The following is a 22,000-nucleotide window of genomic DNA, read 5'->3' on the forward strand; positions in this document are numbered from 1 at the left end:
AAAAGCGCCCGAGCGCTAGGCCCGGGCGAAAGCATGCATATCAGTGGCGCAGTCCAAGACGCTCCACCAGGGAACGGTAGCGGTTGATATCCACCTTCTTGAGGTAATCCAGCAACCGACGACGATGACCGACCATGAGCAGCAGACCACGACGTGAATGATGATCGTGCTGATGCTGCTTGAGGTGCTCTGTCAGGTCGGAGATTCGCTTGCTCAGCAGAGCCACCTGGACCTCGGGGGAACCGGTATCGCCCTCGTGGGTCGCGTATTCCTTGACGATTGCCTGCTTCTGCTCACTCGTAAGAGCCACGGCTCCTCCTCTTGCATTCTTCCGTTACGCGGTGCACCAGCCCTATGCTGAAGCGCTCTCGATCCGCGGGCGAAACACGCCAAAAATCCATTATACACAGCGATGGGACCGGAGGCGGGAATGGTAGGAGGAACGGATTCATCCCCGACGGACTCGGTGATGAGGTCAGGCCGCGGTGATCAAGCCTCCGAAGAGGACGATGGCGATGGCCGCCAGCTCGATGATGAAGAATAAGGAGAGAGCGGACCAGCTGTGGGTCAACGTGTTCCAGGGGGAATCCTTGCGCACACAGACCAGGATGGCCACGAAGACGACCGCAAAGACCGCCACGCCCAGGCCAGCGGCGATGATGCCCAGATTGGCCGCGTTGGCCAGGATGGCCTGATGCTGGTAGACCACGAAGGTGCTGTACCAGAAGTTCATCTTGAGCAGGCAGAGGCCGGCGATCAGCTGCTCGGCGGCCAGGCCCAGCACGAAGACCACCCGCCAGAACCAGGAGGACGACTCGATGATGGACATGCCGATCCCCATAAAGGTCAGCACGGTCACCGTCCAGGCAATCAGGGCTATGCCGCGCGGGTCCAGGACCGAGGCATAGTTGAGCACGCCCTGGGTGTGGTTGATGGCCAGCGAGCGCCCGTATCCATATGGAATGACGATGGCCAAGAGGACCGCCAGCGCGAAGACCACCCAACGGACCGGGCGGGCACGGCGCTGCTCGATCTCAGCCAGAGAATATTCCGAATCCGGAATAGTCGCTTCAGGGTGGGCCGAAACCTTGTTCACAGCAGTCGCGTCATCCAGGTGCGATGTCACAGATGCAGAACCGGCTGCATCACTTCTGCCGGATTCCGCGCCACCTGCATCGTCGAATTGCTCCATCGGCGACCACACCTCCAAGTCCGCTACTCGTGGACACACCGCATACAAGCTTATACCGGGCGGCACACCCGCGCCTAGGAATGCAAAAGCCATAGTGTAGGCCTGATGCAGTGGCAATTCGCGTCAGTTGTCACATTCCTCTGCCGCTCATTTTTTTATCGCTGCATAACTAAGATATACACATTCACACGCAGCATAAAGTAAGACCCTATGCAAAAATCCTCCAAGCATCAAGAGCAGGGCAACCATCGATCAATGAGGTTTGGAAGCGGATCCACGAATGATCAATTTGCCATGGATGTCCATCCTCATATCTTCGTTATTCTCATCTGTGGCCATTTCATCTTCTTCTTGTTCCCTGCTGTTGATCTGCCGGAGCAACAAGTCGACACTGGATCTGCCTGCCTCCGCAAAATTTTGCCTTAGCGTAGTCAGCGGCGGATCCCAGTAGCCGGAAAGAGGATGCCCATCGAAACCCACCACGCTGACGTCTTCAGGCACCCGCTTACCCATATCGCGCAGACCACTGATCACACCTATGGCAAGTTCATCATTGCCAGCAAACACAGCAGTCACATCTTCTTTCAACGCGAGTGCTCTGCCTATATCCCGCGCTTCACCTGGATCCCAGGTTGAATAGATCGGTTCAGGGACCCTGGCTCCCATGTCGCGCAGGGCTTTCGCCCAACCCTGCATACGTCTGTTGGTTTTCGACTTGACAGGAACCGCTACATGATACACAGTCTCATGTCCTAGTGAAAGCAGATACCTGGTAATGATTTCACCACCGTCTTTATCACACAAGGAAATGTCGGGAAAGCCATCTGCTTTCTCACCCGTGATCATCACATAAGGCACATCCAGCGGGAAAATATCGTGAAGTCTCATGTCAACCATGTCCGGATACATGAAGAGCACGCCTAATGGCTGCTGGTCAAGAGCAGCGTTCAGCGTATGTCTGATATCCACGACCTTGTTGGTCTCAGGCACACAAATAGTAACCGCCAATCCTTTTTCACGAGCCTTCTGCTCTATGCCACCAAGCATAAGAGTGGGGCCAAGCTGCGATGAATCGATGGCAATAACTGCGATGGACGGATTGATCTCGCTTGCCAAAGCCTGTGCTATACGACTAGGCCTATAGTGCAATCGGTTTACTGCATCGCCGATTCGCTTGCGATTCGCGCTACTGACATAACCGCCATTGAGAAAGCGGGAGACGGAAGAGATGGAAACATTGGCCATTTCTGCCACGTCCTTTATAGAAGCGCTTTGCTTGTTATGTCTCTTCACAGCCACCTACCATCATCAAGGTCATATCTTGTCTTGCCCTGGCAAAAAGCCGAAAAACAAAGCCAGGAAATGCCACAACCAATGTAACTGGACTTCACCAATTATAGGTTTTTATTGGCAGACCCCTTGCTGATCCGATTTTGAGAATTCAGCAAGGGGCCTCTCTAGTACCGAGAATTACACCAATCTCTACTTGACTGCTCCTCCGGTAATGCCAGAGATTATCTTCTTCTGGGCAACCGCGAAAATAATCAGCAGCGGAAGGCTCATTAAGATAATGTAGGCAAAAATCAAATGCCAATTGTTAAGGTGCAAGCCAGCGCTAGCCACGTTATACAGATTGAGCGGCAGGGTATCTAGCTTCCCTGACAAAATGAACAGGGCATAGAAGACATCATTCCATATATAAAGTATCAACAGTATGGTCGCAGCCGACAAAGTTGGCCCGAGCAACGGCAGAACAATGGTGAAGAAAATTCTCATCGGCGACGCACCGTCCAACCTGGCCGATTCCTCAAGGGATATGGGGATGGTCCTTATGAAGCCGGTAACGAAGAAAATAACCGTCGACAGATAAATGCCGACGTATATGCAGATCATGCCAATCGCGGTACCAGCCAGACCCATCATTTTTAATAACATCATTACCGACACCACTGCCGGAGGTAAAATCAACCCGGAGATGCAGAGTGCGTAAACAATAGACATGGCTTTAGTTGTTCGCCTGGCAAGAATCCAGGAAGCCATGGCGCCAAAAATCAAAGCAAGCACCACTGATGGAACAGTCACCAGAATACTACCGAAGAAGGCGGGGATCATTTTCCCCTCAGTGATGACCGTTCTGAAATTATCAATAAGGTACCAATGGGTGGGCAATGACAAAGAAAGCTTCAAGGCCTCGGCCTGATTCTTCCCTGCAGTGATAATCAGCAGATAGAACGGCAGCCCAAGAGCCAAAACCACTAGCACGACGAGCATGATCGTATGCAGCAGGTGCCTGCCTTTAACCTGTTTGCTCTTATTAGGCACACCTTTAGATGGCTCCTTGCGCAACCCCTGCGAACCATATGATGCCATGGTCATAATATCTTCTCCTCACGCTTGCGAAGATAGGTGATTACGGGAACGGCCATAATCATCACCACAAGGAATAGAATCAGACTCATCGTCGTTGACTGGGCATAGGTACCTTGGCCAAATGTCCTCCAAACGAAGAGATTGAAAATCTCAGTCGAACCGCCCGGGCCACCATCGGTCATAGCCTGGATAGTGTCGAAACCGTTCATGGATCCCAGCAGTGCAGTTGCCGCATTGAAGGTGACCGCAGGCGCAAGCAACGGAAACTTGATCTTCCAGAACATTTGAAAAGAGTTTGCACCGTCTACTGTGGCAGCTTCCAATACTTCAGGGTCAATTGTCTTCAGACCGGCGAGATAAATAATCATGGCCAAGCCTGCCCATTTCCATCCTTGAATCGCCGAGACAAGAACAATGGTCCAAGTAGTGCTACCTAGCCAAGCGATACTGATTGCGTGACCTGAGATAGCTCCCAAAAGTTGGTTCAACGCTCCATGAGGTTGAAGGATGGCCTGCCAAACATAACCGACTGCAAGAGCCGACATCAGCACAGGAATGAAAAAGAGCACCCGGGCAATCTTGTTCTGGACAGTATCTTCTTCCAAGAAGACGGCGAGAGCCAAACCAAAGACATTTTGGAAGAAAGCCTCGCATATAGCAAAAACAAGCGTGGTCCTCAAGTCTCTTAGAAGCATGCCATTTTTGAAAAGAGCAGCAAAATTATCAAAGCCGTTAAAGGATATAGACGGATTAAAAGACGACCAGTTAGTAAAGGCAAGAACAAAATTCACCAAAGTGGGCAGCAAAAAGAACACCAGGAGCATGATTCCAGCCGGTGCCAGGAACCGCAAGGGATAGTTCTGACGAAGCAATGTCAGTCTGTTGTGTCGCACCTGGGAGGTACCAATACGACCCGTGTGCCACGTCTTGTGTAACTGCATGATAGAAACCTCTTAAGCCAGGTAATACGGGAAACGGTGACGGACAAAGCTACCTATTTTCTTGGGCACTATGCCCGCCACCATGTGTTAAGGAACATCAATCAGAACCCACTGACCCCCTGGGCCTTGGCGACCTCATCAAACTGGTCCTGCGTGGTCTGCGCCACTTGCTGTGCACTCATTGTGCCATTGACCATATTGGCCAAGTTGATGTATAGGTCAGGATTCGCCAAAGCAAGCGACTGCATAGAACCGACACTGTTGCTTATGGAGTCATTGGCATCAATCAAAGCCTGCGGCACGGATCCCGGCGTCTTTACCGTGGAGAGTATGGAAGTGGTGTTCTGGCTGTTGATGAAGTCACTATACCCGTCTCCCATCAGATAAGCCAGGAACTGACGTGACGCCGCTTCACGCTTGGCATCGCCGGTCTTGAAGGTAACAAGTCCATTGGTCTCCTCAGGGACCACAGTAGCTATTGTTCCCTTTTTGGAAATGGGGAAGAAACCGATTTTCTGATCCAGGACCTGTTTACTGTTGCCTGCCATAGCCGCAACACCAAGGAAGAGGCTGAGGTTACCGAAGATCATGCCTGTCTTGCCATTCAATAGGGCTTGCTCTTCCATCACATCAGTTGCAGAACCGATATCAGCGTTGAACAGCTTCCTCTTCTCGATCATATCGCGATATTCCTCGATGGCTGACATCACGTTGGTATCGGTGAATTTCTCTTTGCGAGTATTGATGCGGTTCCAAAGTCCTTTCTTGGCGGCTTCCGCCAGTTGAACTTGAACAGCCCACTGCGTACCCCATTGGGCTCCACCCATGTCATAGAAAGGCGATTCGACCCCTGCAGGCGGATTCTGTTTTATTTTCTCAGCTGTGTCTATCAGTTCATCCCAATTCTTGGGCAGCTTATCGACACCCGCAGCTTTGAACACCTCTTTGTTGTAATAGACTCCTAATACCGAAGGTGCAGTGAATAACACGGAATACCGTGACTTCTTATAGACACCTGCCGCATTAGCAAATCCCTTTTTATAATTCTTGACGAATGGAGCGCTATCTAGTTTTTGGATCTTGTTCTGCGATACCAAACCTGCCAACATTGAAGCAGTTGGCTGCCAGACACCGATATCGGGTACATCCCCAGTGGCAATTTTCGTCTGTGCATTATTTTTGTACACATCGGCGATGACGGAGATCTTTACCTGAGCACCTGTCTTGGCTTCAAAGTTTTTAACTACCTTATCGAAAGTGGTCTTCGAGTTGGGGGACACCCACAAAACCAGCTTTGTGCCATCCAATTTAGTGCTAGCAGCCGGCCAGTCACCTTCGTTATCAGAATCTGAACCTTTGGCTGCCGTCGGATTGGAACAGCCTGATCCCAAAAGCAACATAGAGCACGCTAATGCTCCTATCAAGGCGATTTTGCCTTTCTTAAAGAGGGAATTTTGAGATATCATCATTGATTTCCTTTCTTTTAATCTTGTCCGCGGCAATTCCCCCGAATGCTGCTTGCGGCTCGAATAAGCAACGATGCTGCTGCACCGTTGAATTCCTCACTGTGAAAGATCGATCGAAAAAAGTCGCGCCGCATACTGGCGGGAAGGTAGAGAAATCGACAATGTGCCGGATTCTACATTCCAGGAATAACGCCATGGTCTGTTATCCAAGGAAGTCGGGAAAATGATCCGAACATTTCCTTTTCGGCCAGCGCCATTAGGAATCGGCAACGTGATATTTGAACGTTCTGTTCCCCTGACCCAGACTGCAAGCAGACAAACTTCACCATCCATCATCCCCAGTGTCACTATGTCATCGGTCCACTGCGGCAATCCCAACGGCCAGCAGGGCGAGGAGTTGATCAGATGAGGCCTCACCGCAGTCTTATAGACATCAATGGATTGTCGAATCAGCGCTTTTTGAGACGCTGTAAACGTGTTGAGATATCCAGACAGAAAATAATGACCAAGCATAGTGTTCATCAATGCGAAGGCAAAGTTTTCATCATCCATGGACTGCTCAGGATAAGCCCAATTGCCTGCCTGTTCTGGCAACATAGTCATTGGCGCTGCCGTAGAAATTGTCGGGTATAGCCGATAATCCTGCTGATCCGATGTGGACAAGAGCTGAAAGTGTGAAGCCTGGGCAAAGTCAGTACGCATACCTCCAGCGGAGCAGCTTTCCAGAATCAGCTTCGGATGCCGTCTGTACAAGCCATCTATCCAGCGCAGATAAGCCCTGTTATGCTCCAGGAGCCCATCACCTGAGCTATCCGAATCATAAGTCGTGCCAGAGCCTGGACGGATGTTAAAATCAAATTTGAAATAACCTATATCGTAGTCTTCAATTAGACGGTCAATTACATCATCCATTCGTTTCACAACTGCAGGGTTTCTGTAATCGAGCATTAATCTTTTCTGCTCTATAAGCCGTTTGCCATCGTGTTGAAAGAAACAGGAGTCCGACAATTCGGAGGCTATCGGGCTATCGATGCCGACGGATTCGGGCTCAAGCCACAGCCCAGGAATCATTCCACGATCACGTATGGCATCGACAACCTGATGCAAGCCATTGGGAAAACGTTTCAAGGAAGGCACCCACTCGCCTACAGAGGGCCACCAATCACCAGAGTCGTCATACCATCCGCAATCGATGCAAAACACATCGATATCCAGAGATCCTGCCTCCTCGATCAAGGGCATCAGTTTTTCTGTGGTCGGATCCCCGTTGATGGTATTCATATAATCATTAAAAATAATGAGCGATTGGGATGCTCTCCCCATCTGCTTCCTGATAATGCGCCGATAACTTGTCAGTGCTTCGATTGCGGAGTCGAAGGAATCCCCCAATGTGACAGACACAGGGACCGATGTGAACTGTTCACCACTCCGCAGGCACTTAGACCATGTATGGTTCTTCCAATTGGGGCCTGAAAGAGCAAAATATCCATCTTCCCTGTCTTGACCGATCTCCCATCTCCAAGCGCCGTTATGCTCGATCTGAAAAGCCCAGCACATATGCAGCTTCTTTGATTCCAATACACCAACAGGAGATGAGGTACCCGTCGAAAAGGTTCCTTCGGATATGACGGCATGACAGCCTTGTGGATCACGTTTTGCGAGCGAGGCATGCAAATCAGGGCAGTAATGGCGGACGGGGGTGCGAGTCCATCTACCCTCGCCAGTACACTCATTGGTACATTCGTAAACCGCCCAAGATGATAAGTCAGTAATTCCGCTGTCGTCCGTAGTCCCGAAAGATGCGCTCCACGGCACAACGGATTCCAATATCAAAGAGTCGTCACCAATATTGGTCACATCCACTATGGACCGTACGGTCCGTTGACCTCGAGGAACAAACAAATGCAGATGGACAGCAATATCAAAACTGGGACTATTCATGTCCAGATAACAGTGACTTCCGTCCGATTCCTCAAGGCACTTGCATGATGTATACCGTAGAGACTGGCCAAGAGTAGTTTGCACTGATCGAGTATTGGTGATCCAGTGCCCTGTACCACGTCCAGAAGCCATGATTTCAACTAGAGGAATGGCATGAGGCAAGGTTACCGACAAGCTCCGTTCAGCATCTTTCCTGCTTTCCACTTCTACATGAGCCAAAGATATAGGGAACGAATCGCCATACACAAATGTCAGCGAAATGCGACCTGCCTGCCATTCGATTTGTTGTTTCATGTTCTGACCTTCCGGATAGCCTGCCTGTTCCCTTAGCAACATTGGCGGGATTACTGTCTACATGCTCGATATAAAGGAAACGCTTCCATATAGAGGACGTTTCCCAGTTATTAAACTTCTCTTACATTTACTAATGTTTCATACTCTTTATCAGCTCTCCTTTGTAGCACTAACTACAATAAACTGGAAGCGCTTCCATGTCAAATCCAGCTATTCGTGCCTTCACCCGGATTAAAAACACCGATTGGGCGCCTCAGACGGTTTGCAAGCCGTGGTGGCGACCATATATTGTCACTTAACGAGACCAATCAATATCGAGCTGCACTCTGACATCGGCAAGAAAAGCAAGACTGCATCTCTGCTCAGGAGTGATTTAATATATGCGGCGATCGACTCTAAGTGCGCCGAACGCTATTCTGTGCATTTCTGTATGATCTCGACTCTTATTCAGCATTTTTCAACGAAATTCAACAGACCGGAGCCATATCTCGGATATTCGCGCATCATGTATGCCTACAGCACATATATTCTGCCCCAGCAAATCAAACATCTAGTTTTTTACTCCTATCAATCTTGCAAAAGATAAATAACTTCGATTATTCAAGCTCCTGATATTGACCTGACCAAGCCAAGCAAACCAAGTGAAAAAGGCTGGGGATTGAATTCGGTTTACTGAATATATCGTGTCGTTTGCAAGAATGCCGACTTATTAGAAGACGGTGTCAGAGCCAACATGTAAAGCCCATCATCAACCTAAAATTTATTATACCCGGAAAGAAGAGATCAACAAATGCGTTGACAGCTCTCGAACAGACGAGGCTTTATTCGATGACCCAATGCAAAAACGAGTCATCAGAGTTCGCGGCTCTCCATATCAAAGAACACAGCTAGAAGATTTACTCCCCCCAATTTGAGCAAACAGCTACAAATAGCATATATACAGACAAGATCTAAAAGGCTCTTAGTCCGTGTCCCTAAGCATAGCGAAGCGCCGACAATAAGTCAGCACTTTTGGACGTAGAAAGTACTGAATGGGCTTTCCTCATCTACAATTCTGCCAATGATCATCCCCACAGAAGTGAGGAGCGCAGTCCAGCAGGCGGAGACTCTGAGAGGAGAAAATGAATGACGGATATCAGCTTTGATGCCATGATGGCAGATGCCCGCCAATGCCTGGAAATAATCCGAGGCATCGATCAATTGATGGAGGACGACGCGGAGGATGCCCTCACAGCAGGCGAGCCGCTGGCAGCCATCGAGAGCGTGCTTGACGTCGCATATGGCCACCCCGAGCTGGTACGGCTTTTCCCGCCCGAAGTCAGGAAAATGGCCAACGACCCCGAGTTTATCGAGCTTGAACCCTTTAGGGAGTATCTGAATACATGAGCTCCAACTAACCCACTTGCACCTGATGAACATTGGGAAGTCCTCATTGGTCTTTTCACGTTCGTAGTGTGGGCGTAAAGCCGCAACCACTGCAAACGTGAAGCTGATCGCGCACAGGCGGCATCCAGCAGAACGCGTGCTAAATGCCAATAATGAGGCACAATGGAAACACAACAGCAATCAAGAATTGCCTATCGTCTCAAATGCGAGAAGCACTTATATCTCCCGTCAGCGATAGGGCTCGGAATTATCCCTGCTAATGCGGGGAGTCTTAATAGCTGGCAGCCCAGACCCTGGTACACCGGATCATCCCCGCGGATGCGGGGAACACATGATGCATTGTCTCGTAGACTCAATGGATCCGGGATCATCCCCGCGGATGCGAGGAGCACGACTGCTGGTCCGTGGACACCTAGAGACGATAAGGATCATCCCCGCGGATGCGGGGAGCACGACGCGAATACGTACAAGCAGAATTCAAGCCAGGGATCATCCCCGCGGATGCGGGCAGCACTCTTTTTCCTGCACCACCAGGGAATAGGCCCGATAATCATCCCCGCGGATGCGGGGAACACATGTCCCTTTTCAGATAGGTTCGATGGTGAGCAGGATCACCCCCCGCGGATGCGGGGAGCACATCATCCAGCACACCAGGGAGGCATAGCATGGGGGATCATCCCCGCGGATGCAGGGAGCACAGAAGAAGGAAACATACACAGCCGATGATTTGAGGATCATCCCCGCGGATGCGGGGAACACCCAAATCCATCATAATTGAGTTGACTGATTCGGGATCATCCCCGCGGATGCGGAGAACACGTTTTGCCGAGACCCCTTGCTCCCATGATGAAGGGATCATCCCCGCGGATGCGGAGAACACGTACTGCTGTGGGGTAAGCTGAGTGAATTCCAGGGATCATCCCCCGCGGATGCGGGGAACACACGGGTGATGGACGTCCCAGCCTGATATTTGTAGGATCATCCCCGCGGATGCGGGGAGCACTGTTGAGGAGAGCTCCTTGGGGGTGCCATGCTGGGATCATCCCCGCGGATGCGGGGAGCACTTCATGACACCGTTCCGGGCAGCCGTAAAGACGGGATCATCCCCGCGGATGCGGGGAGCACGCGAGTTCTTACGCTTTATGGCGTCGTCCATCCGGATCATCCCCGCGGATGCGGGGAGCACCTGTTGGTAAACGCAATCTTGCCATTCCGACCCAAATCATCCCCGCGGATGCGGAGAGCACTAGTGTACTTTGAGCGTGCACGTCCCGATCGCAGGATCATCCCCGCGGATGCGGAGAGCACTCCACGGACGTACCCCCCAACCGGCCCAAACAGGGATCATCCCCGCGAATGCGGGGAGCACATCGTCGTTCTGATTGTCCTCGCCCTCAGCGGAGGATCATCCCCGCGGATGCGGGGAGCACGTCGCTTCCACGTTGTTGTGCAAGCCACGAAAGGGATCATCCCCGCGAATGCGGGGAGCACATACCACGCGCCCTCAAGGATTGAATAGTTGAAGGATCATCCCCGCGGATGCGGGGAGCACTGCTCGCAGACTTTGAGCCCCAGCTCTGTAGCGGGATCATCCCCGCGGATGCGGGGAGCACGCGGCTCGGATGACCTTGGCAGGCAGCTCACGAGGATCATCCCCGCGGATGCGGGGAGCACATGGTCTCCTCCGGCAAGATCGACTTCCAGACCGGATCATCCCCGCAGATGCGGGGAGCACAGTCAGCCGACCAAGCTCAACTTTACCGGCTACGGATCATCCCCGCAGATGCGGGGAGCACGCTCCGGTCTCCCGAAGCGAGGGCGATTCTGCAGGATCATCCCCGCGGATGCAGGGAGCACTGTGTCGAGGACGAAATCGACGGGCTGGCGGCGGGATCATCCCCGCGGATGCGGGGAGCACCTTACTACACGCGGGTAGGTGTGCGAACTGGTAGGATCATCCCCGCGGATGCGGGGAGCACGTTTTTCTGTTCCATATTATGGCTCCTAGAATTTAATCATCCCCGCGGATGCGGGGAGCAGGTATCGCCAGTCTGCCGGTCTTTGCGCAACGGAGGATCATCCCCGCGGATGCGGGGAGCACCGCAGGAACACGGTCTGTCCGTCCTCCCACTGTGGATCATCCCCGCGGATGCGGGGAGCACCCTTTGACCGCAGCCATCGACGGAGCGAAGCGGGGATCATCCCCGCGGATGCGGGGAGCACCTGATCGTGCCGGTCAGGCCGCGTTTGCCCAGAGGATCATCCCCGCGGATGCGGGGAGCACTGTCCATTGATCTGCACACCGGTGTCAAGGGTGGGATCATCCCCGCGGATGCGGGGAGCACTGTGGATGACTATGGGCGTCCCGGTGAGACATGGGATCATCCCCGCGGATGCGGGGAGCACCTACTTCGGCGTGGCCGCCGACGATTACGGCGCGGATCATCCCCGCAGATGCGGGGAGCACACGGATTCAGGCGTGCGAGTGAGCGGTTACCAGGGATCATCCCCGCGGATGCGGGGAGCACTCATCATCCGACGCGGGTGTGTAGCCGGGGTGGGGATCATCCCCGCGGATGCGGGGAGCACGGCGAAGAAGAAGATAGCGGTCAAAGCCAGCTAGGATCATCCCCGCGGATGCGGGGAGCACAATGCTTTGAACGCGGCCAATAGCCTGACCGAGGGATCATCCCCGCGGATGCGGGGAGCACTAGAGGTGAGCAGGTGAGTGTTCGTCTGCCCCGGGATCATCCCCGCGGATGCGGGGAGCACGATCACTAAGAACTATCGAGGGGCTAACAGGAAGGATCATCCCCGCGGATGCGGGGAGCACGATAAGGAAGAATGGCAGAAAAGGTGCGAACAAGGATCATCCCCGCGGATGCGGGGAGCACATGGTGTGCTTGGTATTTATGTCCAATGCTTCGGGATCATCCCCGCGGATGCGGGGAGCACTCACCAGCAGCTGATCCAGATGGCCGGATAGGCGGATCATCCCCGCGGATGCGGGGAGCACCTTTTCAGGGCGATCTGGCCGAATATGCCGGTGGGATCATCCCCGCGGATGCGGGGAGCACAATGAATCCTGGACGACCCGGTCACAGTCAGGAGGATCATCCCCGCGGATGCGGGGAGCACACCTTTTTGCCAGTAGCTTGTTTGATTTGTGTCATATCATCCCCGCGGATGCGGGGAGCACCTGGGCCAACCCTTTAGCGTCGTCCTTTTCACTGGATCATCCCCGCGGATGCGGGGAGCACCTAGATAGTTCATGCTCAAGAATTTGCCGAATAGGATCATCCCCGCGGATGCGGGGAGCACAAAGAGAGATAGACAGTCGTGGTGACGCGGTCAGGATCATCCCCGCGGATGCGGGGAGCACCGCATCCGGTGAGGCGAAGACCTCCATGCAGGAGGATCATCCCCGCGGATGCGGGGAGCACTTGTAATCCACGCGCATGCTCAACACCGCCTGGGGATCATCCCCGCGGATGCGGGGAGCACGGAGCACGGGTCGCTGCGCTACCCACGGCATAAGGATCATCCCCGCGGATGCGGGGAGCACCTGGTGACGGTGCTTTTGATCTGGCCGACCGTGGGATCATCCCCGCGGATGCGGGGAGCACGTCATTTTCTTCCCTTACGTTTGATGTTTTTGAGGATCATCCCCGCGGATGCGGGGAGCACTGATGGCTGCCATTGATGGTCTCAAGTGCCGCGGGATCATCCCCGCGGATGCGGGGAGCACGGCTGGAGCCGACTATGGGCTCTGGGTGGCTGGGGATCATCCCCGCGGATGCGGGGAGCACCCGGACAGCTCATGCAAGCTCTGGCACCACTCAGGATCATCCCCGCGGATGCGGGGAGCACTATCTCAGATGGAACGGAGAAGACGACATGCCAGGATCATCCCCGCGGATGCGGGGAGCACGGTCGTCCACACTGGCCCAGCTTTGGATCGTCAGGATCATCCCCGCGGATGCGGGGAGCACATTTTGGCTGTACATTACTCTGTCTCTCACTAAGGATCATCCCCGCGGATGCGGGGAGCACTTGACGATCTGTTTCAGCAGCCGCCATGTCGGAGGATCATCCCCGCGGATGCGGGGAGCACCCCTGATGGCAATCTATGGTCCGCCGGGGTCGAGGATCATCCCCGCGGATGCGGGGAGCACGAATACCGGGACATGTACGGATACGGGGAGTACGGATCATCCCCGCGGATGCGGGGAGCACAGTGATCTGTTGCTAGACTTGTCGTGAAAGGAGGGATCATCCCCGCGGATGCGGGGAGCACCCGCCGACGGCATGGCTTTCCCGGGCTTTGACAGGATCATCCCCGCGGATGCGGGGAGCACCGCATAACCCACCATTGATTCGGCCAGACCCTGGGATCATCCCCGCGGATGCGGGGAGCACTATTTAATAGATAGATAGCTAATGTATAATAAAGGATCATCCCCGCGGATGCGGGGAGCACCGACAGCCAGGGCAACTTCGTCGGTCTGGCGAAGGATCATCCCCGCGGATGCGGGGAGCACTATGGCTCATGGGGGTTCCGGCCATGTTGTTGAGGATCATCCCCGCGGATGCGGGGAGCACATCGCAGTGAAACATATGTTGCAAGGTGAATCAGGATCATCCCCGCGGATGCGGGGAGCACGTGAATCAGACCTCGCTCCTGAATCGTATAGAAGGATCATCCCCGCGGATGCGGGGAGCACTCCGCCGAGATCGGCGTGCCTCCCTCCTCCCCGGGATCATCCCCGCGGATGCGGGGAGCACACAGATAATAGACTCTGCCTATCGACATAATGAGGATCATCCCCGCGGATGCGGGGAGCACCGACGACCTGATGATCGATACAATCATTAGAAAGGATCATCCCCGCGGATGCGGGGAGCACTTTCGTATGCTCAGTAGATTCTTATTTCGTCAAGGATCATCCCCGCGGATGCGGGGAGCACGGGTGCCGACAAAGCCAACGGCGTATTGTACAAGGATCATCCCCGCGGATGCGGGGAGCACTTGAAGTGAGCTTTGGACTGAACGACTCGTTGGGGATCATCCCCGCGGATGCGGGGAGCACCTCGCCAACAGACCGGGTAGGCTCAGATATTTGGGATCATCCCCGCGGATGCGGGGAGCACACGAGGCTCATGCGGATGAATACATCGATGATAGGATCATCCCCGCGGATGCGGGGAGCACACACCATCAATCGCACCGGCCGGATTCCCACAAGGATCATCCCCGCGGATGCGGGGAGCACTGGTGCAAACCGCAAAGGGGGGTTATCAGACCCGGATCATCCCCGCGGATGCGGGGAGCACATTTCATCGATGAGTACCCGGGCGCCCATGACGGGATCATCCCCGCGGATGCGGGGAGCACACACTGTGAAGATGACCCATAGAAGCTATATAGGGATCATCCCCGCGGATGCGGGGAGCACTATATGTAACCATTTGGCTAAAACCAGCCCCATGGATCATCCCCGCGGATGCGGGGAGCACCGCACCATCGCAGTCGTCAACTTGGCGGGTGCCAGGATCATCCCCGCGGATGCGGGGAGCACTTATTATATCGGGGTAATCGTCAAGGGCGAATGGGATCATCCCCGCGGATGCGGGGAGCACCGCGTACTTGCTCAGTCGGCTTTCCCATGTTCAGGATCATCCCCGCGGATGCGGGGAGCACTAGCCATAGAGATTGCATTTGTAGTCACGTTCAGGATCATCCCCGCGGATGCGGGGAGCACGCCGATCACCCGACCGGTTGCCTCTTTCATCACGGATCATCCCCGCGGATGCGGGGAGCACTAGTGGAGCTTACCAAGCCCAATGGATTATATGGGATCATCCCCGCGGATGCGGGGAGCACAATAGCCTAGGACGATAACGCATAAGAATAGGAGGATCATCCCCGCGGATGCGGGGAGCACTCCGCGCTCATCGTCGGCTTGCCTTTGATGACGGGATCATCCCCGCGGATGCGGGGAGCACTGTGGTGAATGCCTCAGCAGCCAGAAGTATAGGGGATCATCCCCGCGGATGCGGGGAGCACGATGATTTTTCGCGTTTTGCCAACGCTTGCGAGGGATCATCCCCGCGGATGCGGGGAGCACTTGATCACCTGCTGGTAGACAGTACCGTAGCTGGGATCATCCCCGCGGATGCGGGGAGCACTGTTGAGGACCGTTTTGGTCATGAGATTATCAGGGATCATCCCCGCGGATGCGGGGAGCACTGATGATGCTTTTTATGCGCCTTCTGACAGTCAGGATCATCCCCGCGGATGCGGGGAGCACACACCCTTGTAGCCTGCTACTTTGATCGGTCGGGGATCATCCCCGCGGATGCGGGGAGCACTAACCGTGGCTGCTTGGATGTGCGGGTGCGTGAGGATCATCCCCGCGGATGCGGGGAGCACTCCTGCGGGAGCTTGGCGAGATTATCCCAGTCCGGATCATCCCCGCGGATGCGGGGAGCACTGTCGGCCTGCCTGCCGACATGTCGGAGGCTGAGGATCATCCCCGCGGATGCGGGGAGCACGTACGCTATCTTTGGCGACAGTGATAGTGAGTCGGGATCATCCCCGCGGATGCGGGGAGCACCACAGTTAAACAAACAAAACAGTCACTACTCAAGGATCATCCCCGCGGATGCGGGGAGCACGCAAGGGTCTCAATGTCGATTCCGACAAGGTGAGGATCATCCCCGCGGATGCGGGGAGCACATCGCCGGGCTTTCCGTGGACGGCGACAATAAAGGATCATCCCCGCGGATGCGGGGAGCACACTGGAACGATACGACTGATGAATTCCTTAGAGGGATCATCCCCGCGGATGCGGGGAGCACTTGAGCAGTGTGTTGGCATCCTTCATGATGTCGGGATCATCCCCGCGGATGCGGGGAGCACTGCTTCGTGCCCGTCAGCCCAGGCAACAGCCTGGGATCATCCCCGCGGATGCGGGGAGCACTCATCGACATTGATGGTGGTCGGGTGATAGTGAGGATCATCCCCGCGGATGCGGGGAGCACGTTCACATTTAGTCAATCTACTACTCTTTCAAGGGATCATCCCCGCGGATGCGGGGAGCACTCGGGCACACCCATGCCGCTAGCCAGCCTATTGGGATCATCCCCGCGGATGCGGGGAGCACATGGTCGGCCATGCTCTGGATAGACCGGGATGAGGATCATCCCCGCGGATGCGGGGAGCACGTTGTCCAGACACTGGTAAAACAGATAGCCGCCGGATCATCCCCGCGGATGCGGGGAGCACCCGCAGCTTGACCATGCTCGCCTGACCGATTGAGGATCATCCCCGCGGATGCGGGGAGCACTCGGCTGATAGGCAATCATCATGATCCTCCCAGGGATCATCCCCGCGGATGCGGGGAGCACTTTCAAGGATAGGAGCGTGGATGAAGCCACCAGGGATCATCCCCGCGGATGCGGGGAGCACATAACCCGCAAATTTGTTACTGAGCCAACGCAGGGATCATCCCCGCGGATGCGGGGAGCACCCGTAGATTCCACGTATCTGTTCAAGTTAATGGGGATCATCCCCGCGGATGCGGGGAGCACGTGACGTGGCTCCCCGGCTGTTATCAGGTACGAGGATCATCCCCGCGGATGCGGGGAGCACAGTCCGAGTGCTCTCTTGATACTCTGCACAAAAGGATCATCCCCGCGGATGCGGGGAGCACATTGACGACTGTAAACCAACGGTGCAAGTCAAGGGATCATCCCCGCGGATGCGGGGAGCACGTTATGGGCGCTTTTGGATCGATCGGTGGCTGGGGATCATCCCCGCGGATGCGGGGAGCACCGAGTACAAGGGTGAGACCTTGACCATCGTCGGGGATCATCCCCGCGGATGCGGGGAGCACTTCATGGTTCCCAAAACCGCAACACTTTTCTGAGGATCATCCCCGCGGATGCGGGGAGCACGTATCACGGTGGATAATGTGCAAGACGGAACCGGGATCATCCCCGCGGATGCGGGGAGCACAAAGGGTTCCGTGTCCGATGGGGAATGCGGTGGGGATCATCCCCGCGGATGCGGGGAGCACACGTGTTCAAGAACACCGGACACGACATGCAGAGGATCATCCCCGCGGATGCGGGGAGCACATGTTTTGAACGACCTGGTTAATGTTGTCCAAGTGGATCATCCCCGCGGATGCGGGGAGCACTGTAATATGTTGCGATGTTTGTTTCGTATCCGGGGATCATCCCCGCGGATGCGGGGAGCACTGATGGCCCGTTTGGTGCTTATCTGCATGGCTGGGATCATCCCCGCGGATGCGGGGAGCACGGTACGTATCCATCGTTGGCGAAAGAACCGGCGGGATCATCCCCGCGGATGCGGGGAGCACAGATATGGAATGTTGCGCGACAAGCTGACCATGGGATCATCCCCGCGGATGCGGGGAGCACTCACCATGCGCGACGGCATGAGCTATCTGGAGAGGATCATCCCCGCGGATGCGGGGAGCACCATCTTCATCCGGTTCTCGACTAGTGAGACACAGGATCATCCCCGCGGATGCGGGGAGCACCTATCAATATCCACTAATGCCGTGCCAATGCTGGGATCATCCCCGCGGATGCGGGGAGCACCTGCAGGGGCGTGTATCGTCTCTTGCTGAGGCAGGATCATCCCCGCGGATGCGGGGAGCACGTGAGTGGTCAATCAATGAACGCAACCAGCGGGGGATCATCCCCGCGGATGCGGGGAGCACTTTTCTATAAAAATTCTCTCGGCTTGTTGCGCGGGATCATCCCCGCGGATGCGGGGAGCACCCCATAACCTAACCCGCCAGTGATCCGATCAAGGGATCATCCCCGCGGATGCGGGGAGCACATCGTTACGATCAGCTCAGGCACGGCCCCGTTGGGATCATCCCCGCGGATGCGGGGAGCACCTGGGGTTTCCGGTGCGCCGAATGTCGCCACGAGGATCATCCCCGCGGATGCGGGGAGCACAGACGATAGCACCCCGCCATACTGAGAGGATAAGGATCATCCCCGCGGATGCGGGGAGCACTCGGGCTGGCCCCAGGTGATGGTGCCGTCGCTGGGATCATCCCCGCGGATGCGGGGAGCACATTCTAACACTATGATTCGGACTTGTCAATCCGGGATCATCCCCGCGGATGCGGGGAGCACTTTGGAATTCCTCGTCTTCCTGATTCGTATCGCGGATCATCCCCGCGGATGCGGGGAGCACTAAGACCCGGTGGGCCGGTGTGAATGTCTTTGAGGATCATCCCCGCGGATGCGGGGAGCACATGGTATCATCTCCTGTGTATCGTAGGTAACAAGGATCATCCCCGCGGATGCGGGGAGCACTCGCTGACAAACTTTTGAATGCCAAAGCCCAGGGGATCATCCCCGCGGATGCGGGGAGCACACTTAAAGATCCTTGCAATCCCAACAATATGATAGACAAGATCTCTGATTTTTAATGAGTTTGCATTTCGACCCCCTCTATTTCCCGTCTCAACCACTGCAATTTAGACTATCTACACTCAGCCCTTTAACCATGCACTTACCCAGTAACTAGTGCTTGGCCCTCATCGGCAAAGCTCATCTGAAAAGTGCAGGTCCAGTTGTATTCAGTCAGAACGCGAACGCCTGAACTTTGCCGCTCGCCTGTACTTGCTGGCATTGCTCCAACCGGTCCGGCGGTATCGGTTTCCGCCTCCTGCAGATCTGCCGTCGCCGCCATCAGCAGGCTTCTCCATAAGGGCCAATCCTTCACAGTCAACTGGGTTCCAATCCGAGCGATGCACCTTGAAACCCAGATGCTGCTCATTGCGGGCGGAATAGACCATAATGGCCTTGCCTGTTCGGATTTGCCCTGTGATGCGTTCCCAAAGTCGATCCCGAACCCTAGCGGTGACGTGGCCCACGAAAACCCCAGATGCTATTTCTAGGAGCCATCGAGTCAAATCCCCACGCAGGCCCACTGGGCATGCCGTCAAAACGACGACCACCATCAGCTCATCCCCTCATCTTCATCTGCATAGGATCTCCCAGCTGGAACCGCACCAACCTTCTCATCCCAAAGCTCCAAGGTCTCGCCATCTTCATCAGAAGACGAAGAGACAGGCGCTCCAAGCAGTCTTGGAATGTCGCGAGCCATCCGTCGCATGAGCGAGAGGTCATAGACAGCATCGCGCATGGCATGCCGGGTGGCTGATCCGATGTCGTCGGGCTGCTTTGCAGCAGTCTTGAAGGCTACAGGAATCGATATTTCGGCCTTGTACAGATCAGCCACATCATAAACAAAGGAGCGCTCATGGCCCACATGGACGAACCCCAAGCCCGGAGAACAGCCAAGCGCAACGATTACCGAGTGAGCGATTCCGTACAAGCAGGTATGAGCAGCCGACAGAGCCTTGTTGATCTCGTTACCGGCATTGAAATCCTCATGATCATAGGTTCGCTTGTCCCACGGGACACCAGTCAGTTCCGACCAATGACGGTAGACCTGTCGAATTCGAGCGCCTTCACGCCCACGCAGCTGCTGCATGGTACAAGAACTGACATCTTCGTTAAGAAAGCGCATCTGATACATGGCCCTCGCCACAGCCAAACGCTTACGGGTGTTGGAGACCAGCGCCGCCTGCCTTTGCAGAAGAGCAGCCGAATGCGTCAGAGGACGACCGAAGGCATACATCCTCACACCGCGCTCCCCCACCCATACCACGCTGGCACCGTTGTCACCGATAACCACCATGGCCTGATGACTGACGGTGGTGCCAGGACCCAGCATGAGCACACCCAGATTGGCTGCAGGCAACCGTATAGTCCCGGTATCCCTGGTGACTGCGATGGCATTGTCCTCGCGAGTGATAACGCAGTGCTCGAAATAGGCGAACGAGAGCCTATCCTCGGCCCGCACCAAATCACCCAATTCAGGAGGGGGACTGCCGGGAATCTCGGTTCTCCCGGCAGCCCCCATGGACTGGTCCCTAGTCATCGGATCGGAGCCACCGTCAGCAGTCCGCAGCCGAAGCTCTTGGCCCTGCCGATGCCCTGCCGCAGGCAACGTTGAAAAGCTTGAGCATCAGTTACACGGAGCTGTCCATCGAATTGGGCTGTGACCAAGGTGACCTTGCTGCTCCCATGAGCGAACTGCTCCTTGCGGCGCTCGGAAACAAGGCAGGACGGCCCGTGATTCTCTTCCGAGCTTCCCAAGAGGGCGAATCCGTTGCGTTCACTGCGCTTCTCCAGCCAAGACAGCTGATAATCCGCAGTGACATGCCCCATCACCTTGCCGACTACTGCATGATCGGACCGTCGCCCCTTGTCCATATGAACCTGTCTGGCAGGATTGGCCCGAAGTCTGAAGGCCCACTCCTGCCCCTTGGCTATATGGCTGATCAGGGGCTCGTAGTCCTTCACTTCCCACTCTGCGCGGGTCGGCCAACCAGCCTGCTCAACAATATGGGTGAAGTCAGGACGCTCGGGACTCACCACATACAGCCAGGTCGAATCCCCATCACGGGAGAAATCCAATCGCCACAGGATGCGCCCCTCATCGCCACTGCGTACAGCACACGGAGGGAAAGACTTCTCAACGGCGGCATGAAGCCGGTAAGGCGAGGCGATCAGTTGCTTGGCTGCATACCGCGCAGTGTTCAACGGCATTCTGGATATATACATGCCTGCCTCCTAGAAAAACGACATTGGATCATGATCCGGAACTGCTTTAGTCCGCCGCTCGTCAGGGCCGGGACCATCCGGATTGGGTATTCTGTATCGGCTAACAGTTCTGACCGCATATCTGCGAGCAGCACCGAAACTCAGCGGAACATCTGCTTGGGAAGAGACAACCCCGTTGTCTTCGTCCTTGACACAGTCCGCATCACAGACGACCTCCAGTCGGCAGCCCTGATGGCGTTTCTTGTACCAGAAAGCAGCAATCCAGGGATGGGTGCGCAGAGCCTGATCCACACGGTCCTCCTGAACCAACCCAAGCGAGACCGGATAATCCGGCGGGCAAGCCCGGCGACCCAAATATAATGGCCACCGGGGATGACGCAGAGCCTGGTCCAGACCTTCCAGAAGCGCAGAATCAGCACCTAAAGCCACCAGGAATTTCGCATCGGATAAATAGTACCGATTGGTCAATGGCATGGCTTTGACATTGGCACCATGCTCTGTCTGCATGTCATTGACCAAGATGCCCGGTTGGTCGATGCGGACTCCGAAGCTTAGATGCAGCAGGTCCTCAATGTCGTCACCGCGTTGGCGCCCTTGCGCCGAAGCAAGCAGACCAATCACCGCGCTCTTGGTGGGCTCCCGTTGCGTAGTGCGAATCGTAAAACGCGAGGAGCTTCCCCAGGACTGCAAAGGACCCGACAATCGCAACAGCAGTATGCTCATGA

At 55.3% G+C, this 22,000-nt stretch carries 12 protein-coding genes and 2 CRISPR repeat arrays; of the genes, 1 reads left to right on the plus strand and 11 read right to left on the minus strand.

What is annotated here, in order from left to right:
- Positions 1–40: 40 nt before the first annotated feature.
- The 7 genes from rpsO to ACVWNW_RS03265 all read right to left on the minus strand — a co-directional run bounded on the left by rpsO (position 41) and on the right by ACVWNW_RS03265 (position 8,204).
- Positions 41–310 (minus strand): 30S ribosomal protein S15, encoded by a 270-nt coding sequence (rpsO, locus tag ACVWNW_RS03235; protein ID WP_024626835.1) that lies wholly within the window; start codon positions 308–310, stop codon positions 41–43.
- A gap of 165 nt (positions 311–475) precedes the next feature.
- Positions 476–1,192 (minus strand): hypothetical protein, encoded by a 717-nt coding sequence (locus ACVWNW_RS03240; protein ID WP_454483008.1) that lies wholly within the window; start codon positions 1,190–1,192, stop codon positions 476–478.
- A 252-nt stretch (positions 1,193–1,444) separates the two neighbouring features.
- A complete protein-coding gene (locus ACVWNW_RS03245) occupies positions 1,445–2,485 on the minus strand; it encodes a LacI family DNA-binding transcriptional regulator (protein WP_461196314.1) in 1,041 nt (346 codons plus the stop codon).
- 189 nt (positions 2,486–2,674) lie between these two features.
- Positions 2,675–3,568 (minus strand): carbohydrate ABC transporter permease, encoded by an 894-nt coding sequence (locus ACVWNW_RS03250; protein WP_219997525.1) that lies wholly within the window; start codon positions 3,566–3,568, stop codon positions 2,675–2,677.
- Positions 3,565–4,503 carry a carbohydrate ABC transporter permease gene (locus ACVWNW_RS03255; protein ID WP_198229670.1) on the minus strand — a complete coding sequence of 313 codons (939 nt, stop codon included), beginning with the start codon at positions 4,501–4,503 and terminating at the stop codon, positions 3,565–3,567. Before ACVWNW_RS03255 ends, ACVWNW_RS03250 begins: the two co-directional genes overlap by 4 nt.
- Positions 4,504–4,604: 101 nt before the next feature.
- Positions 4,605–5,972 carry an ABC transporter substrate-binding protein gene (locus ACVWNW_RS03260; protein WP_454483012.1) on the minus strand — a complete coding sequence of 456 codons (1,368 nt, stop codon included), beginning with the start codon at positions 5,970–5,972 and terminating at the stop codon, positions 4,605–4,607.
- 93 nt (positions 5,973–6,065) lie between these two features.
- A complete protein-coding gene (locus ACVWNW_RS03265) occupies positions 6,066–8,204 on the minus strand; it encodes a glycoside hydrolase family 36 protein (RefSeq protein ID WP_454483014.1) in 2,139 nt (712 codons plus the stop codon).
- A gap of 1,125 nt (positions 8,205–9,329) precedes the next feature.
- Here ACVWNW_RS03265 and ACVWNW_RS03270 point away from each other — a divergent pair.
- Positions 9,330–9,590 carry a hypothetical protein gene (locus tag ACVWNW_RS03270; protein ID WP_454483016.1) on the plus strand — a complete coding sequence of 87 codons (261 nt, stop codon included), beginning with the start codon at positions 9,330–9,332 and terminating at the stop codon, positions 9,588–9,590.
- A gap of 303 nt (positions 9,591–9,893) precedes the next feature.
- Positions 9,894–10,166: direct repeats of the CRISPR family, unit length 28 nt; unit sequence GGATCATCCCCGCGGATGCGGGGAGCAC.
- 399 nt (positions 10,167–10,565) lie between these two features.
- Positions 10,566–19,014: a CRISPR direct-repeat array (repeat unit 28 nt; unit sequence GGATCATCCCCGCGGATGCGGGGAGCAC).
- Between the two features lie 205 nt (positions 19,015–19,219).
- Here ACVWNW_RS03270 and cas2e read toward each other — a convergent pair.
- The 4 genes from cas2e to cas5e are packed head-to-tail and all read right to left on the minus strand — an operon-like array spanning position 19,220 to position 21,998.
- Positions 19,220–19,603, minus strand: a complete 384-nt coding sequence (cas2e, locus tag ACVWNW_RS03275) for a type I-E CRISPR-associated endoribonuclease Cas2e (RefSeq protein ID WP_211120585.1) — start codon at positions 19,601–19,603, stop codon at positions 19,220–19,222.
- Positions 19,603–20,589 carry a type I-E CRISPR-associated endonuclease Cas1e gene (cas1e, locus tag ACVWNW_RS03280; RefSeq protein ID WP_454483018.1) on the minus strand — a complete coding sequence of 329 codons (987 nt, stop codon included), beginning with the start codon at positions 20,587–20,589 and terminating at the stop codon, positions 19,603–19,605. Before cas1e ends, cas2e begins: the two co-directional genes overlap by 1 nt.
- Positions 20,586–21,275: a type I-E CRISPR-associated protein Cas6/Cse3/CasE gene (gene cas6e / locus ACVWNW_RS03285; protein ID WP_454483020.1), complete on the minus strand. Its 690-nt coding sequence runs from the start codon at positions 21,273–21,275 to the stop codon at positions 20,586–20,588. Before cas6e ends, cas1e begins: the two co-directional genes overlap by 4 nt.
- A gap of 9 nt (positions 21,276–21,284) precedes the next feature.
- Entirely contained in the window at positions 21,285–21,998 is a 714-nt protein-coding gene (gene cas5e / locus ACVWNW_RS03290; protein WP_454483022.1) for a type I-E CRISPR-associated protein Cas5/CasD, read from the minus strand.
- Positions 21,999–22,000 lie beyond the last annotated feature (2 nt).

Source organism: Bifidobacterium sp. JNUCC 75, from assembly GCF_054819865.1.